Raw genomic sequence first — 15,372 nt, forward strand, 5'->3', positions numbered from 1 at the left:
CTCCAATATAACTTATAAAGGATATTTTTGTCAAGTAATTGTGTCAAGCTGCTCAGGGGCAGTACAGCACTACACTGATAACTCCAACATCCGTTGAATTGGTCGCAAGGCGGCTACTCGGATGTCCTCGGGCATAGTAATTTCTGGTGTTTTCTGCTTCATGGCTAGATACAGCTTCTCCAAAGTATTGAGCCGCATGTGAGGGCATTCGTTACAGGCACAATTGCTATCCATACCTGGAGCAGGGATGAAATTTTTCTGGGGTGCCCTCTTTTGCATTTGGTGAATAATTCCTGGCTCAGTAGCCACGATAAATTCTTCCGTTGAACTTTGCTGGATATACTTTAATAAACCTGTTGTGGAACCAATGTAACTGGCATGACGCAATAGAGGGGGTTCGCATTCTGGATGGGCAATAAACTCCGCTTCAGGATGCTGTATTGTGAGTTCCACGATCTTTTTCTCAGAAAAGGTTTCATGGACAATACAACTCCCCTCCCACAGGACTAACTCCCGTCCGGTTTGCTCCATGACATAGCGACCTAAGTTCTTATCTGGAGCAAAAATAATCGGCTGGTCTTCCGGAATTTGGTTGACGATCTTAACTGAGTTAGAACTGGTGCAAATGATATCGCTCATCGCCTTAATTTCAGCGGAGCAATTAATGTAAGATACCACTAGATGGTCAGGATGGTCTGCTTTGAAGGCGGCAAATTCTTGGGGAGGGCAACTGTCAGCTAGGGAGCAACCTGCGTTTAAATCGGGGAGTAGTACCAATTTATTGGGGTTAAGGATTTTGGCAGTTTCTGCCATAAAGTGAACCCCAGCAAAGACGATAACATCTGCATCTGTAGCCGCCGCTTGTTGAGAAAGACCTAGAGAATCGCCGAGATAGTCAGCAATATCTTGAATATCTGGCTCTTGGTAATAGTGAGCCAGAATAACTGCGTTTAATTCTTGTTTAAGGTCTTCAATCGCTTCAAAAAGGTCTTTGGGCGGATACTCCAACTCTAGGGTTGGTTTTGGGAGTACATTTGTAAACATCGTATTCTTTCCCTATTTATGACTATTTTAGTGCTTTTTGAAAATTTTATTTCTTTAATAATTATTAAATCTTCGGTAGCCCACTGGGTGTTGTACTACTAAACTTTACTTAAGTTATGCTATTTTAATCCTGTCCTCGACTAGGCTGACCTCATGGGATCGCCAAATCAAATGATCTAGGGCGGTTTGCATAACTATCAGGTACACAGGATTGTTTTCCCACTTCCCTGCTCCCTGCTCCCTGCTCCCTGCTCCCTGCTCCCTGCTCCCTGCTCCCTGCTCCCTGCTCCCTAAAAACCTAGAACTTTGTACCTAACTGAATTTAAAACCGCTGTATGTGCATAACTTCAGCAGCCAGCTCGATTAGGTTTGGGTGCATCTCAATGATGGAAATTAGGCAAAACTGAGATGCACCCGATTAGATTTAACTATTATTATCTCCTATATGTTTTGTCCGAATTGGTTGTTCGTTAATTTTCAATTACCAATTTACCCACCTAATTTAAACCTTATTTCCTTAACCCCTCACCAATAGTATGACCCTTGGATTTGAAAACACTCTTCATTAACACCTCATGCACCAACACGGCTACAATAAAGCCTGGACAAACTTCGGATAGGATGTTATTAAATCCTAAAACTCGCCAGAGGATAGCAGTACTCAATCCCGCCAACATCATAGAGTTCAAGGCTAAATAATGAGTGCGCCTTTTCAATAAGATAATCAGCATGGCTGGACCGAGGGAACTGGCCACAGATCCACTAGCAAAAAGAACCAACGAAAACACTGTGGAGGAAATAGAAATCGCCGCAATTACAGCGAGTATTCCCACCACTAAGGTCATGAATTGCTCGTATTTCACGCCATATTTCCGGGACATCCTCCGATGCAAACCCGGGGAAATATCTCTAGCGATGGCACTGGAACAAACCAGAAGTTGGGAATCTGCTGTAGAGGCAATGATAGAAAAAACACCAGCCAACACAATACCGACTAAAAAGGGATTAAACTGTTGTGTAGCTTAGAAGGGCAAGGCTTGTCCTCCCGTTACGCAGTAGACTAGAATCGAAGCTGCTGCGATCAAAGCTCCAATCGTAGGGTCAACTCCAAAAAATACATCAAGGGTCTTGGCAGCTGCAGCAAATTGTGCGGCAGTATAGGCTCCAATAAATACAACAGTGATCACAGCAACAATCAAGGTGATTATTCGTCTGCCTTGAGGTTTTTTGACTGTAAAGCCTAGGAATTCCGGAATAGTTTGGGAGTTTTGCTCTCTGGACATCTGGTTAATTTTATCAGGAAAAAAAGTCCAAAAGGTTAAATCACCTAAAAACCAGGCAATTACCATCAGCAGAGCAGAAACTCCGATGGAGTAAGCCATTCCCACGGCTCCGATCATAATCCATCCACTGTTTCCCGTTGCGCCAGCACTCAGACCGACAAAGACTTTCCCAAAAGAGCGTGAGCCAAGTAAGTAGTCTGATTCTGTATTATCGGAAGATTTAGCAGCTAGAGCCCCAATCCACAAAAAAATTACTATAAACAGTCCAAAACTGAAAATTGTAATACCTGATTCCATTAGTTTTTATCTAAGGTTTTTTGAGGTTTAACTGCTCCGGTTGGCGAACTACCAAGCTATGAATACCATGTATGAATACCATGGAATCAAACTGATTCGAATTCTCCAGGGTGTCTGCCACAAATTTTTATTCGCTTTTGGTAATGGGTAATGGTCGTCCAATTAACGATTAGCCATGACGCCATAATCAGCTCTCTAATTTCTTTTATAGAAAGGGGATTAGAGAGCTTTAAAATTTTAAGGCGATACCGTTTCCTACAAGCTATTACACCGATCAGGAAAAAGTTTTTCCTATAGTATCATATTCGATTAAATACCGATAATTTCCGGGGGTTCCTTAATAATGGAATGATTTTAAGAGTGAGGTGGAATAGGCATCTTGGTGGAACTGGCATCTTGCCAGTTTCATGCTTATTTTGGGGCGGGCAGGATGCCCACTCTACTCCTATTCATTCAAAGACTGACGCAACGCCATAATTTCTGGGGGTTGCTTATACCAAGTTGTGTTCTTGCCATGTTAATCCCCTTGTTACTCGCCTTGGAATAATAAGATGATTGCAAAGCTTAGTGTTCAATGCTTAGTGTTCAGTGTTGTGCAGGAAGCGTAAAGTAAAACGTACTTCCGACTCCAGGCTCAGACTCTACCCCAATCTGTCCCCCGTGATTTTCCACAATCTTCTTGCAGGTGGCTAGACCAATACCAGTGCCAGGATAGTCTTTATTGCTGTGCAGACGCTTAAATATTTCAAAGATATGCGATCGCTGATCGGGTTCCATGCCAATGCCATTGTCATGCACCCCAAACAGCCAGTAGTTACCACCATGCTCCAAACTATTCCGCCCATTCTCCTGAAACCCAGTTGCATTGATACTAGAAACTCTTCCTACCTCTGGCAATATCCCATGCTCACTGTCCCTGGATTCGAGCATCCCCCTGTCTTCCCCACCACAAACATCACTGTTGTCTACGGGCTTTACTGAAACCTTGACTTGGGGGGATTTCCCTGGTGCTTGAAATTTAATGGCATTGCTGATCAGATTTTGAAGACTGTGGGTGCATTAATCAAGCCAATCCTATTCTTGATCCCAATTGAACGCACTATTTGGTCTGTACCACCGGTATTTAGATTGTGGCAGCTAGCACAGGAGATAGTGTTATCCTGTGACAGTTGGGGGTCATGAAAAAGCGTCTTGCCCAGTTTTACCTTTTCTTTGTTTAGTTCTAATTTGAGTGGTATTGGCTGAATTTGTTTATCAAATAAAATACTATATTCAGAGTATTTTTGCATATATTTGTTTGATTAATCTGGTAGGTTATGATGGTGAAGCTTGGAAATTATAACTATTAAGAAAAGCAATAAATTTTTTTAAAAATAACTAGTAAATTAATTTTAAATTGTTGTTATATTACAGTTTACAATTGTCCATGGATTACAATCGATTATGCCAATTTAAAAAACTATTGCTACACATTAATTTGCTTGTTCGCCGGATAGGGTCCCTTGTAGGGTAGGTTGTTCGCGTAGCGTGGCCGAAAGGCCAAGGTTCAGAAGATAACCCGAGCACCGGCTAACCGACTAACCGAATAACCTACACCTGTTCAGCATCTGTAGCTCGAATAAATTAAATTGGTATTAGTTAGTATGTATGCCCTATTTTAAGTTCATCAAATAACAGAACCACAACTCAACCGTAAGAACACTTATAATTCGTAAGTTTGAATTCATAATTACGGAAAAATTACCGATTATACCCAATGGGTTTGACTAATTATCATATCTCTTCTCGGGGAATTGGTACTTGGTAATTGGTACTTGGTAGTTGACGATTATCAATTACCGATTGCCCATTTCCAAAACAGGAACTATTTAGTAAGTGATTAACCGGACTTGATCTAACGACTAACCACTAACGACTAACCACTAAAAAAAAAATTACCCGGACTGACTATAATTTTCCTGGTAGAGATTAGGCGAGATCATATCAAAGCTATATCCGATTTTATTATGGAAACATCTGAATACACTCAGCTCAATCCATTTCTCCAGGCTCGTGAGTACTTTGAAGAAATTCTTAATTGGCTCTGTTCTGAGGAAGCGCACCGTCTCACCTATTACCAGATAGAAGAAAACCTCTGGATCAATGGTATGGAACTGTTGCGGCAACTGCTACAAGGTTATCTGGATTGGCGGGGAGACAATCAGCCAGAAGCACTGTACCCAAGAAGGCAGGGTAGGTACTCTACCCAGGTCAATCCCCAGCCTGGAAGTGATTGGGGTATTGTCCACAATAGGGATAATTTGTACTCCGATGCAAGAGGGGGAACAGAGGGCATCAGGGGAGAAAGGGGAGGTAAACAATGGTCATCTTATCCCACCAGTAGGCAACCCAGCCTAAGGACTATCTTCGGAACAGTGAGACTTAATCGTTTTAATGCTAGTTCCCAGAGAAACTCACCTCCGGATAATTCCCCACTCAAGGTTTACCCACACGGGTACTGTCAGGTGAGCGGTATTCCTTTAGCATCAGAGGTGGACACCAGTTGCTCCGACCCCACTATCCTAGCCCAACCCCAGGCCAAAGCTGCTGGAGTTTCTCAGGAACAACAGGAAGGATTTTGCATAAGAGATATGGGAACTTGGTTTAGACGCCAGTGGTGGCTTAAGCACAATAGTTATCAATCCCTATGGCAGCCAAGGCGTTCTGTTCCCCGGTTGTTAATTAGTGGCACCATTGCGCTAGTGGGAACAGCAGCTTTCACCAGTTATTGGGTGGTTCGGAGTCTGATTCTTGAGAGTCTGAAGGATAATGCTGAATTGAAGGTCAAGATGGCGGGACATCAAATTGATGAATGGTTGGCGGTTCTGATGGCGAAGGTGGAAACAATTGCGAATACTCCCCAAGTTCGGTCTTTGGACTGGGAGGTTGCCCGACCCTATCTGCAACTCGAGCAAGAACGATTGCCCGATTTTCATATGTTTGTCATGGCTAAGGGAAATGGCTCTTACTACACCACTCGTGCAGGTTTTATTGAGGGGAAGAATCTTAGCGATCGCACTCACTTTCAACGAGCCATGCAAGGAGAAACCTTTGTGGATAATCCGGTAGTCTCTCGTTCTACTGCTATTCGCCAAGTCAATATTGCAGCTCCTATCTGGTCAGTTCCCCCCAAAAATGACACGGAAATTATTCCAGAAAAACTGGCTTTGCCCAACCTAACCAACGAGAATGTGGAACTCGGGGATACTTACCAGCCAAAACCAGGAAAGTTGCCTGGTCTATTGTCTTTCCCCATAGGAGAATTTGCTGGACCGGTTTCCTTAGACCGAGTGTCAGAGGTAATTACCAATACTACTTTGGGAGAAGGGAGTTATGCCTTTGCTTTGGACTCGAAAGGAGTACCCATTGCCCATCAAGATCCAAAGGTAATTCAATTTGGTAGGAGTTTTTTAGACTCCCCTAACCCCAATCTAAAGCAAATTGCTCAAGAGATGATGGAGGCTAGGAAAATAGCCAACCCGCAAGAGTCGGTAAGGCTACTGGAACTGGATGGTCAGTGGGTGTATGTTGCCTATGCTCCTCTGCAAAAGGCTGATTGGTCTGTGGCTTTGGTGATTCCCCGGGCTAATGTGGAGCGACAACTCAATTCTCTCAATCTGTTGGCATCGGTGTTGGGAGTGATGCTGATCATCGCCATGGTTATTGCTTTACTACAGATTCAAACTTTCGAGCAGGCCAACGCCAGAGCTCAGCAGGAGGCGCTGCTGAATCGGCTTACTACTCGTATTCGTGAATCTCTGGATTTGGAAACAACTGTGCAAACTACTGTCAATGAAATTGCTACCCTCTTGCGTCTCGACCGAGTGACTTTTGGCTGGTATCACCAAGACCAACAATGCTTGGAAATTCTGTGTGAACATCGAAAAGCTGATTTACCGTCCCAAGTGGGATTAATACGTATCAAATCTTGTAATGATTTATGCGATCGCTTAAGCCAAGGACAGATGGTTCACTTCCATGATAGTGGTGATCAACTCATCTACTGCCAGACAGGGAACTATCTGGCGTTACCAGTCATGATTCGGGGGTTGCATCCTCCTGGCTATTTAATTTGTATGCGCCGCAAGCCTTGGAGCTGTAGTGATTTGGAATTGGAGCTATTACAAGCCGTGAGCAATCAGTTAGCGATCGCCATCAACCAGGCACATTTATACACCACTACTCAAGAACAGTACAGAATTGTCAGTGAACAAGCTCAGTGTCTCAAAACCACCACGACTCAATTACAGCATACTCTGGCTTACGTGGATGCGATGATTAGAAGCTTAGCAGATGGATTACTGGTAACAGATACCAAGGGCAAAATTACTCGCATCAATCCAGCTTTGGTGAGCTTGTTTGATTTGGGGGAAATCGAGTTAATCGGTCAAGGGTGTCAGGGAGTGTTGGGGAATGCGATCGCAAACCTAGTCACTCTTACCAAGACTAACCCTCAACAAGTCTTTACCGCTGAAGTAGAACTGACCAATCAACGGATTGGCAAAGCCGTAGCCACTGCTATTCTAAAAGATACTAAGGCGACAGATAACCCTGATAGTCAGGACGGCTTTATGGGTTCGGTCATTCTGATCCGAGATATTACCTTTGAAAAAGAAGTAGACCGGATGAAAACAGACTTTATTTCCACAGTTTCCCATGAATTGAGGACTCCTCTAACCTCAGTAATGGGTTTTGCCAAACTGATTCAGAAAAAACTGGAAAAAACCCTATTTCCCTTAATTCCTACCAATGACCACAAGATTCAGCGCACCCTGAAGCAAGTGTCAGAAAATGTTAACATCATTATCTCCGAAGGGGAGCGTCTCAAAGCTTTGATCAATGATGTCCTGGATCTGGCTAAGCTAGAAGCTGGTCGAGTAGAGTGGAAAATGCAACCCCTCTCAGTTGTAGATGTCCTAGAACGATCAATCATTGCTACGACTGCTCTGTTTGAACAGAATGATGTGGAATTAATTAAGAGTATAGACGAGGGCTTACCTCAGATAATTGGTGACCGAGACCGACTAATTCAGGTGGTGATTAATCTAATCTCTAATGCAGCTAAGTTTACAGATAAAGGGTTTGTCTACTGTAAAGTAATGCGAACTAGTTCAGAGATTACCGTTAGTATCATTGATAGCGGTATAGGCATTTCTGAAGCGGAGCAGGCCCTGATCTTTGAAAAATTCAAACAGGCGGGTAATACTCTAACTGACAAACCTCAAGGTACCGGGTTAGGACTCCCTATTTGTAAGGAAATTGTGGAACATCATGGAGGACAAATTTGGGTCGAAAGCGAACTGGGCAAAGGGAGTAACTTCTCCTTTAGGTTACCCATCCCGGTTGAGTCTGAACCTGGAGTAAAAACCATAGCTGCTGAAACCCTGCTCACTCAACTAAAGTCATCTATGACCACCTCAACAATTACCATAAATTCCAGGAATAAAACCATTTTGATTGTGGATGATGAAGCTCCGATTCGAGAACTACTCAAGCAGCATCTTAGAGCAGAAGGTTACAGAATTCAGGAAGCAAAAGATGGTTGGGACGCAATTGAACAGATCAAACAAGAACGTCCTGACCTAATTATCTTGGATGTAGTGATGCCCAGAATGAATGGGTTTGAGACAGCAGCGGTGGTTAAAAATGACTTGCACAGTATGGATATTCCGATTATCATTTTGTCCATCACTGAAGAGCAAAATGCTCTAGGAGTTGAGCGATGTTTGAGCAAACCGATTAATCTCGAAGAACTGCTCAAAGAGGTTGTTCGACTGACCTCTCAAGAAAAGCCGACTAAGCAAGTTTTGATAGTGGAGGAAAATCTCCCTCAAGCTGAAATGATTACTCAGGCATTACGGAAAAGAGGAATCGGTATAATTTCTGCCAGCAATGGGCAAGATTGTATTTCTAAGGCAATTTCCTTAAAACCTGACATGATTCTGGTTAACTCAGGGATTGTGAAAGAACAATCGTTGGTTAAAAATGTGCGTTTTGAACATAAATTAGCCACGACATTTTTTATTTTATTATATTATTAATACTAAACTAATACATGCATGGCCGCTATTAAAATTAAAAAAATAATTGCAAAAAAAGACATCTCGTCACTGCTCAATAACCTGATAACTTCCCTGGGAGGAGATATTAGTATTCAAGACATTGATGAGCAACTGTTATTCGGAGATGAGCCTGATGATTCATCTGGAAAATACAAGATAGACCTGAAAGGAACTACTTTAGGGTGGGTTAGAGGAGGAGAGAATGCTCGTCCTATTGCCGCTCTAATCAATTATTTAGCCAATCAAGAACTAGAACGCCGATCAATTGCTATAGAAACCTTAGATAACTATCGAGAAATAAACTTACTCTACAATCTATCGGGGAAATTAACTGCCAACTTAATGCCTCAAGACGTTGCTCAAATTGTGATTAATCAAACTAGGGAATTAATTCCAGTAAATCGGGGATTTCTCTTTTTGCTAGACCAAGACCAATCCCAACTGGAAGTACTCGCTAGCTTTGAGCCAAAAATGGGGTATAGACCCCAGAAGCAATCGATAGCAGGTATTGTTCGCAGTGTGATTATGACTGGTGTAGGAGAAATCGTTAACGATGTCTCATCGGATCCCAGGTTTGTGCCATCTGATTATCCGATCAGTTCCCTAATGTGTGTCCCACTCAAGACCAAAGATCAGGTAATTGGTGTGATTCAGCTCAGTAGTGAACAACCTGTAGACTATACAGCCAGGGATTTGAAATTGATCAGTGCTTTAGCATCTCAAGCCACATCAGCCATATCTAATGCTATCCTCTATGAAAATATGCTTCGAGAGGAACGGGTGAGGAGTAATTTGAATCGATACTTTTAAGCCAACTTATAATATTACCACAAAGTATGGCATCTGTCAGTCTCAAAAAAATTATTTCTAAGCCAAAAGCGCTAGGGGTCATAAGTCAACTGATTGACGCCATAGACACCGCTGTCCAGATTGAGGATGTCCACGGAAAGTTGCTGTTGGATAATCCTAGGAAAATTCCGGTATTGGGACGTTGTAACTTAGCTAATAAATATCCCGTTGAAGCAAGAGGTCAGGTGATTGGCTGGGTCAAGGGTGATCAGAAAGCGATCGCAATTAAAGAACTCCTGAATTATTTGGCTAATCAAGAATTAGAAAAAAAAGATCTAGGCAGTGCTATCTTAGATCAATACCGAGAAATTAATTTACTCTATAGAGTTTCGGAACGGATTCCATCCTGTTTAGAGCTGTCCGCTATTGCTCAGCTTTTCCTGGATGAAGCGAGAAGACTGATTCCAGGAGATTGTGGTTCAGTCTTGTTAATTAATTACGAAACTGAGCAACTAGATATAATCTCAGCCTTTGGCAAACAGTATAATCCAACAGAATTTTTTCAGCTGAGCAATAGTAAGACCAAGAATGGGTTAGGAATTGGTAAGGCTGAGATTGTAAATCAGGTTCAAGATGATACCAGGTTTATTGCTACTGTGAAGTCCATCAACTCTCTGGTTTGTGCTCCTCTAAAAACCCAAAAGGGTCTGCTGGGGGTGATTAACTTTTGTAGTGAGAAACCGGTTAATTATACAGCTCAAGACTTGAAATTTTTAACGATTCTTGGAGCTCAAGCAGCAGGAGCTATTGAAAATGCCTTGCTCCATAGAAATAAACTACAGGAGGAGCGGATTAAAAGCCGACTGGAACGCTATATTCCTTCCCAACTTGTCCAAGCTATTATTGATGCCAAGGGCAATATCTCCCTGACTCCAGCCAAGAAGCCTATTACTATATTGTTCTCTGATATTCGGAATTTCACAACTCGGTGTGAAGAATTAGAAGCCCATAAAATTGTTGAATACCTGAACGAATATTTTACCTCCATGGTGGATGTCATCTTCAGCCATGAGGGAACAGTCAATAAATTTGTGGGGGATATGATTGTGGCTATGTTTGGTGCCCCCTCTAAGCTAGACGATAATCAGGGACAAGCGATCGCAGCTGCTATTGCTATGCAACATCAACTTAAAACTATGCCTACCCCCTGGATCCGGGAGAATTTTCTAACCGGTATTGGGATTAGTTCAGGAGAAGTCGTGGTGGGAAACATTGGTTCTCCTCAGCATATGGACTATACAGCCATTGGTGATGAAGTCAATATCGCTGCCAGATTACAAGCTATGGCCAACGGGGGTCAGATCCTCGTCAGTGGTAGTGTCTATGAAGCGACCAAGCACCAGTATACCTATCGGGAATTGGGTCAGGTTTCAATCAAAGGAAAACGGCAAACAGTAGATGTATTTGAGCTGATTAACTGATACGATGTTCAGCATTGAGTTTGGGATATCTAAATTACTCAAAGGGAACAGGAAACAGGGAACAGGGAACAGGGAATGACCAATTTAAAAGCAGATCAGTTTACCTAATATCTCCGATAGTTAATCATTTCGTATTTAGATAAATTGTTACTTGTTACTTGTTATAGCGCTACGCGCAAGTCAGAAGTCAGAAGTCAGAAGTCAGAAGTAAGCTATGACTAAGTTTCGGAGTTTAGGAATGTCCTAATCTTAATGCGTAGTGCTATATCAGTACTTAGGTAGTAAATATACTTCTAGGGGGTGTTATTAAGGGGCTGCATCTCACTGTTGCAATTAGGCAAAAATTATAATAATATTCCCACACTTCCCACACTTCCCACACTTCCCACACTTCCCACACTTCCCACACTTCCCACACTTCCCCTTCTGTTTTACAACTATGAGATGCACCCTCCGATATTCCTGCTCCTAGTTACTGCCTGGGACATTTTCTGTGTTCAAGTTCTGATTTTTTGCGATCTTTTCCAACAGACATCGGCAAAAATGATTGCTTAAACTATTCACATCTCCTGCCGTACTAGAAGCCTTATTGATGAATCTATTGAAACCTGAGAGCCTTCCCCCTGCTCTAAGTCAGGGTGTCATCTTCCAGAATCTGGTTGCTGAACAGAAGCTATTCTACCAGGGAAATTCCGCATCGTCTTTTTTTGTAGTGGAAACAGGGCGATTCAAACTTGTTCACTACACTGAATCAGGGAAAATGGTTACACTTCAGGTGGTTAGAGCCGGTGAAAGCTTAGCTGAAAGTGCTCTTTTCTCAACGGTCTATCCTTACACAGCAATTGCTAAGGTAGCTTCACGAGTAATTGTTTATCCCAAGCAACTTCTTTTGTCAAGCCTTTGCCTTTATCCTGAGTTGGCAGAGAATTTCATGACCATTTTGGTTAGACACATTCACTCCCTCAGAGTCCGTTTAGAGTGGCGAGAAATTCGGACTGCTCACGACCGGGTACTTCAATATCTACACTACTTAGCTCAGTTCCGTAATCAAACGGTTCTCAGCTTAGACCAACCCTTCAAAGAAATTGCTGCTGAGCTAGGTTTGACTCCCGAAACTGTATCACGAGCTTTGATGCAACTGGAGAAAGCAGGAGCAATTACTCGTAAGAGGCGTTTGATTACCTTAATTGAAAATTAAAAATTGAAAATTAAAAATTGAAAATGGTTAATTGTCAAGAGTCAATTAACCATTAAGCATTAACTATTGCCGTGAATATGAAGTGATTCACCGGACAAGCTATGACCTGTGTAAAACTTGATTTGAATCAAGTAAGTCTAATTTGTTTATAATTTTTATCCTTGAATAAGAATTTATAATCGCTCCGTATAACACTTGATTTTAATCAAGCAAGTCTAACTTTTTTATAATTTTTTATAATTTTTATTCAATTATAAAAAATTATAGTTGATATCAATTCCGGTTAAACACTCATCCAATCAGGTAGTATTTGAGACTGTTTACTCATAGTTAATTGTTGATGGTAACTTCCATTAATTCCCATTAATTCCCATGAACTACCATTAACAATTAACGATTTACCTGAATACAACGTGATTAACCGAGATCTTGCACCATTGTCATTAATCGTAGGGTGGGCAGTGCCTACCAACGCGCTTTGCAAGCTTCATTATCTGTCTGGTGCACTGCCCACCCTACATCAACTGTTAGAGAAAATTCAAGCTAAAACAAGGAGAGAATTAAATGGCAGCAACATTAAGTCCAGGTAGCACAGCTCCGCTATTTATAAGCGACTTTGAGGGTGCAATGTTTTTTGATAGCCCTCAAGAAGGTGGAGGTGTATTCGCCGTAGGACAAGAAGATCAAACTAACATTTTTATTTTTGGCGACGGTAATGATGTAGCAGCTGGCGGCGATGAAGTAGATATACTCATGGCTGGAGCAGGAGACGATAACATCATGGGTGCTGGAGGAACTGACTTTGTCTTCGGCGGTCTGGGAGATGATATTGTTCGAGGCGGCTTAGGAGATGATGTTGTTGTTGGCAATGAAGGATCCGATGTTCTGATCAGTGGCGGCGGCAGCGATATCTACGAGTTTTTCGCAGATCAGTTCTTAGAAGGAGACTTGGATATTATCCTCGACTTCGAGGTAGGAAGTGATGCGATCGTAGTTGTAGGCAGCACTGATGTAAGTTACGATGCCTTCACTGGCTTTTTATCGGTTGATGGATCGGAAGTTGCAGTGTTAAATAGGGGGTTAGATATAGACGTCTTTACCAGAACCAATTCCGCTGTAGTCTTCTAAAGTAGTGTTATAAAAAAGTTTTCCTCAGATGCAAGGGTTGTGTTTTAAACACTGAAAAGACTGTTGGCTTGATCAGGTTTTTATACAGGGTATTATTAGCTTCCGGCAACTAGAACAACTCCAGTATGTCCCCATTACCATTTGGTGTGGGGACTTTTTTGTCCTACTTTAGCTACAGCTACTCTCACATCCTGTCCGCTTGAATACTTATTTTTAATTAATTAATAAATGCGTAAATGCTCTAACTTAGCAGCAAAGCATCCGGAATAGCTAACTTGATCAAGTAAATTAATTGGTGTAGAAACAGGTAATGCTTTACCCAGCAGACTGCTCTATGACTAAAAAAATCTTGATCGTTGATGATGAACCTTATATGAGACTACTGATCGAGCAAACCCTGGAAGACCTGGAAGATGAAGGGGTAGAATTACTCACCGCTGAGGATGGTGAAGATGCTCTAGAGCAAGTTAAGTCAGAGCAACCTAATCTGGTATTTCTGGATTTAATGATGCCGAAAATGAGTGGGTTTGATGTCTGTAATCAGATCAAAAATGTTCTGTATATGAACGATGTTTATGTGATCATGCTAACGGCTAAGGGACAAGAGTTTGATAAACAAAAGGGCAAAGAAGTCGGCACAGATATGTACCTCACTAAACCCTTTGACCCTGATCAAGTCTTGGAAAAATCTCAAGAAATACTTGGTATCACCGCTACTAGCTGAAAGCAGGACAGATTTCCCGAGCCATCACCAATTTATCAAAAACTAATCTGTAAGCATATGCGCTACGCGCAGGCTACGCCAACAGCCGTCAGCCGTCAGCCGTGAGCTAAAGGCTCACGCTGCGCGAACAGCAGACTTAACTCAGATTAAACGAATGCTTACCTCTTTTATTCAAAATGCTTTCCTCATCAATAAGCGTGCCCATAGCCCATAGCCCATAAGCTGATAGCTGATAGCTGAATGCTTACACTAATCTACTGTCCCGGCTTAAGTGGATAGCAGTATAACTAAATCCATCATCCTTCAGCTTCTGAGTTCACCGTAAGCACGGATCATTGCTTGAGTTCCCTGTTCACCTCCTGTACCAGTGTCAAGTTGTTGAACAACTTTGAAAAGACGGTCAGCTAATTCAACTCCAGCTAAATCCAGACTAGAAGACTGGAGGCTTTCGAGTACAAGCCTGAGGTCTTTGACCATGTGCTTAATCATGAAACCAGGCTCAAAGTCAGACTCAGCGACTTGTTGCCCTAAGTTGGATAACGCCCATGACCCAGCAGCACCTGTGCTACAAACCTCAATAACTAAATTAGGGTCAATTCCTTGATGTTCTGCCAACTTCATTGCCTCGCATAGCGCTACCATATGGACAGAACAAAGCACCTGGTTGCACAGTTTAACTGCTTGACCGCTGCCCACCGGACCACACAGGCGAATGGTTTTGCCAAGAATTTCCAGTAGGGGTTTACACTGCTCGAAGTCCGTCTGCTCACCTCCAAGCATAATTGTTAGGGTACCATTTTTGGCTCCGATATCCCCACCGGAAACTGGTGCATCGAGAAAACGTAGGTTGTGCTTCTTTAGTTCCCCACTGATTTCCTGGGCTGCATTTGGTCCAATGGTGGTGAAATCCACAATTAGGGTACCGGGTTTGGCATACTCAGCCACTCCCTCAGCTCCCAGCATAACCGCTTCCACATCTGGGACATCCCCCAAGCAAGAAAAAATTATGTCAGCTGACTCGACGGCTTCCCGGATCGATGAGACTACCTTGGCTCCAGCATCAGCAGCAATCTTGACTCCTGGACGATCGGGGGTGCGATTCCAAGCCATAGTGGGGTAATTACTGGTGGAGTAATCACTACGGGCAAGATTGGCTGCCATATATCCACCCATAACGCCGAGACCAAGAAAGGTAAGATTGGTGTTCATGCTGATTCCATTAAGTCCGCTTATAATATTCTTACCTGAAAGAAGACGGGAGTTTGAAAGCCCGTGTACTTTAGCGGGGGATGAAAAACGACTCGGCGAAACGGTAGTGGTACACAAT

General features: G+C 42.6%; 12 protein-coding genes and 1 pseudogene. 7 read left to right on the plus strand and 6 right to left on the minus strand.

The annotated features are described in order from the left end of the window. Positions 1-69: 69 nt before the first annotated feature. The 3 genes and pseudogenes from nadA to F6K57_RS01545 all read right to left on the minus strand — a co-directional run bounded on the left by nadA (position 70) and on the right by F6K57_RS01545 (position 2,624). On the minus strand, positions 70-1,044 hold the full coding sequence (nadA, locus tag F6K57_RS01535; RefSeq protein WP_293064185.1) for a quinolinate synthase NadA: 975 nt from the start codon (positions 1,042-1,044) through the stop codon (positions 70-72). A gap of 509 nt (positions 1,045-1,553) precedes the next feature. Continuing rightward, positions 1,554-2,042, minus strand: a pseudogene (locus F6K57_RS01540) (hypothetical protein); the annotation flags it as partial. Positions 2,043-2,066: 24 nt separating this feature from the next. Then, positions 2,067-2,624: a hypothetical protein gene (locus F6K57_RS01545; protein WP_293064187.1), complete on the minus strand. Its 558-nt coding sequence runs from the start codon at positions 2,622-2,624 to the stop codon at positions 2,067-2,069. Between the two features lie 379 nt (positions 2,625-3,003). Here F6K57_RS01545 and F6K57_RS01550 point away from each other — a divergent pair, with 379 nt between their 5' ends. Next, positions 3,004-3,171 (plus strand): hypothetical protein, encoded by a 168-nt coding sequence (locus F6K57_RS01550; RefSeq protein ID WP_293064188.1) that lies wholly within the window; start codon positions 3,004-3,006, stop codon positions 3,169-3,171. A gap of 38 nt (positions 3,172-3,209) precedes the next feature. On the opposite strand, the gene F6K57_RS01555 is transcribed toward F6K57_RS01550, so the two are convergent. After that, positions 3,210-3,554 carry an ATP-binding protein gene (locus tag F6K57_RS01555; RefSeq protein ID WP_293064190.1) on the minus strand — a complete coding sequence of 115 codons (345 nt, stop codon included), beginning with the start codon at positions 3,552-3,554 and terminating at the stop codon, positions 3,210-3,212. Between the two features lie 104 nt (positions 3,555-3,658). After that, positions 3,659-3,913, minus strand: a complete 255-nt coding sequence (locus tag F6K57_RS41800; protein WP_364300761.1) for a cytochrome-c peroxidase — start codon at positions 3,911-3,913, stop codon at positions 3,659-3,661. Positions 3,914-4,630: 717 nt separating this feature from the next. On the opposite strand from F6K57_RS41800, the gene F6K57_RS01560 reads away from it, so the two are divergent. The 6 genes from F6K57_RS01560 to F6K57_RS01585 all read left to right on the plus strand — a co-directional run bounded on the left by F6K57_RS01560 (position 4,631) and on the right by F6K57_RS01585 (position 14,045). Continuing rightward, positions 4,631-8,704 carry an ATP-binding protein gene (locus tag F6K57_RS01560; RefSeq protein ID WP_293064192.1) on the plus strand — a complete coding sequence of 1,358 codons (4,074 nt, stop codon included), beginning with the start codon at positions 4,631-4,633 and terminating at the stop codon, positions 8,702-8,704. An 18-nt stretch (positions 8,705-8,722) separates the two neighbouring features. Beyond that, positions 8,723-9,535 carry a GAF domain-containing protein gene (locus F6K57_RS01565; protein WP_293017598.1) on the plus strand — a complete coding sequence of 271 codons (813 nt, stop codon included), beginning with the start codon at positions 8,723-8,725 and terminating at the stop codon, positions 9,533-9,535. 26 nt (positions 9,536-9,561) lie between these two features. Beyond that, positions 9,562-10,995: an adenylate/guanylate cyclase domain-containing protein gene (locus F6K57_RS01570; RefSeq protein WP_293064195.1), complete on the plus strand. Its 1,434-nt coding sequence runs from the start codon at positions 9,562-9,564 to the stop codon at positions 10,993-10,995. A gap of 592 nt (positions 10,996-11,587) precedes the next feature. After that, positions 11,588-12,193, plus strand: coding sequence for a Crp/Fnr family transcriptional regulator (locus F6K57_RS01575; RefSeq protein ID WP_293064198.1), 606 nt, complete (start codon positions 11,588-11,590; stop codon positions 12,191-12,193). 564 nt (positions 12,194-12,757) lie between these two features. After that, entirely contained in the window at positions 12,758-13,321 is a 564-nt protein-coding gene (locus F6K57_RS01580; RefSeq protein ID WP_293017592.1) for a calcium-binding protein, read from the plus strand. A gap of 334 nt (positions 13,322-13,655) precedes the next feature. Further along, positions 13,656-14,045, plus strand: coding sequence for a response regulator (locus tag F6K57_RS01585; RefSeq protein WP_293017591.1), 390 nt, complete (start codon positions 13,656-13,658; stop codon positions 14,043-14,045). Positions 14,046-14,348: 303 nt separating this feature from the next. Here F6K57_RS01585 and F6K57_RS01590 read toward each other — a convergent pair whose 3' ends face one another. Next, positions 14,349-15,254 carry an NAD(P)-dependent oxidoreductase gene (locus F6K57_RS01590; RefSeq protein ID WP_293064202.1) on the minus strand — a complete coding sequence of 302 codons (906 nt, stop codon included), beginning with the start codon at positions 15,252-15,254 and terminating at the stop codon, positions 14,349-14,351. Positions 15,255-15,372: the final 118 nt, after the last annotated feature.

Origin of the sequence: Moorena sp. SIO4A5 (assembly GCF_010672005.1) — a bacterium.
Classification (GTDB): Bacteria; Cyanobacteriota; Cyanobacteriia; order Cyanobacteriales; family Coleofasciculaceae; genus Moorena.

Bases quoted from the DNA above. Each gene is read 5' to 3' on its own strand.
- nadA (WP_293064185.1), bottom strand. From the start codon at position 1,044: ATGTTTACAAATGTACTCCCAAAACCAACCCTAGAGTTGGAGTATCCG.
- F6K57_RS01545 (WP_293064187.1), bottom strand. From the start codon at position 2,624: ATGGAATCAGGTATTACAATTTTCAGTTTTGGACTGTTTATAGTAATT.
- F6K57_RS01555 (WP_293064190.1), bottom strand. From the start codon at position 3,554: ATGCTCGAATCCAGGGACAGTGAGCATGGGATATTGCCAGAGGTAGGA.
- F6K57_RS41800 (WP_364300761.1), bottom strand. From the start codon at position 3,913: ATGCAAAAATACTCTGAATATAGTATTTTATTTGATAAACAAATTCAG.
- F6K57_RS01560 (WP_293064192.1), top strand. From the start codon at position 4,631: ATGGAAACATCTGAATACACTCAGCTCAATCCATTTCTCCAGGCTCGT.
- F6K57_RS01565 (WP_293017598.1), top strand. From the start codon at position 8,723: ATGGCCGCTATTAAAATTAAAAAAATAATTGCAAAAAAAGACATCTCG.
- F6K57_RS01570 (WP_293064195.1), top strand. From the start codon at position 9,562: ATGGCATCTGTCAGTCTCAAAAAAATTATTTCTAAGCCAAAAGCGCTA.
- F6K57_RS01575 (WP_293064198.1), top strand. From the start codon at position 11,588: ATGAATCTATTGAAACCTGAGAGCCTTCCCCCTGCTCTAAGTCAGGGT.
- F6K57_RS01580 (WP_293017592.1), top strand. From the start codon at position 12,758: ATGGCAGCAACATTAAGTCCAGGTAGCACAGCTCCGCTATTTATAAGC.
- F6K57_RS01585 (WP_293017591.1), top strand. From the start codon at position 13,656: ATGACTAAAAAAATCTTGATCGTTGATGATGAACCTTATATGAGACTA.
- F6K57_RS01590 (WP_293064202.1), bottom strand. From the start codon at position 15,254: ATGAACACCAATCTTACCTTTCTTGGTCTCGGCGTTATGGGTGGATAT.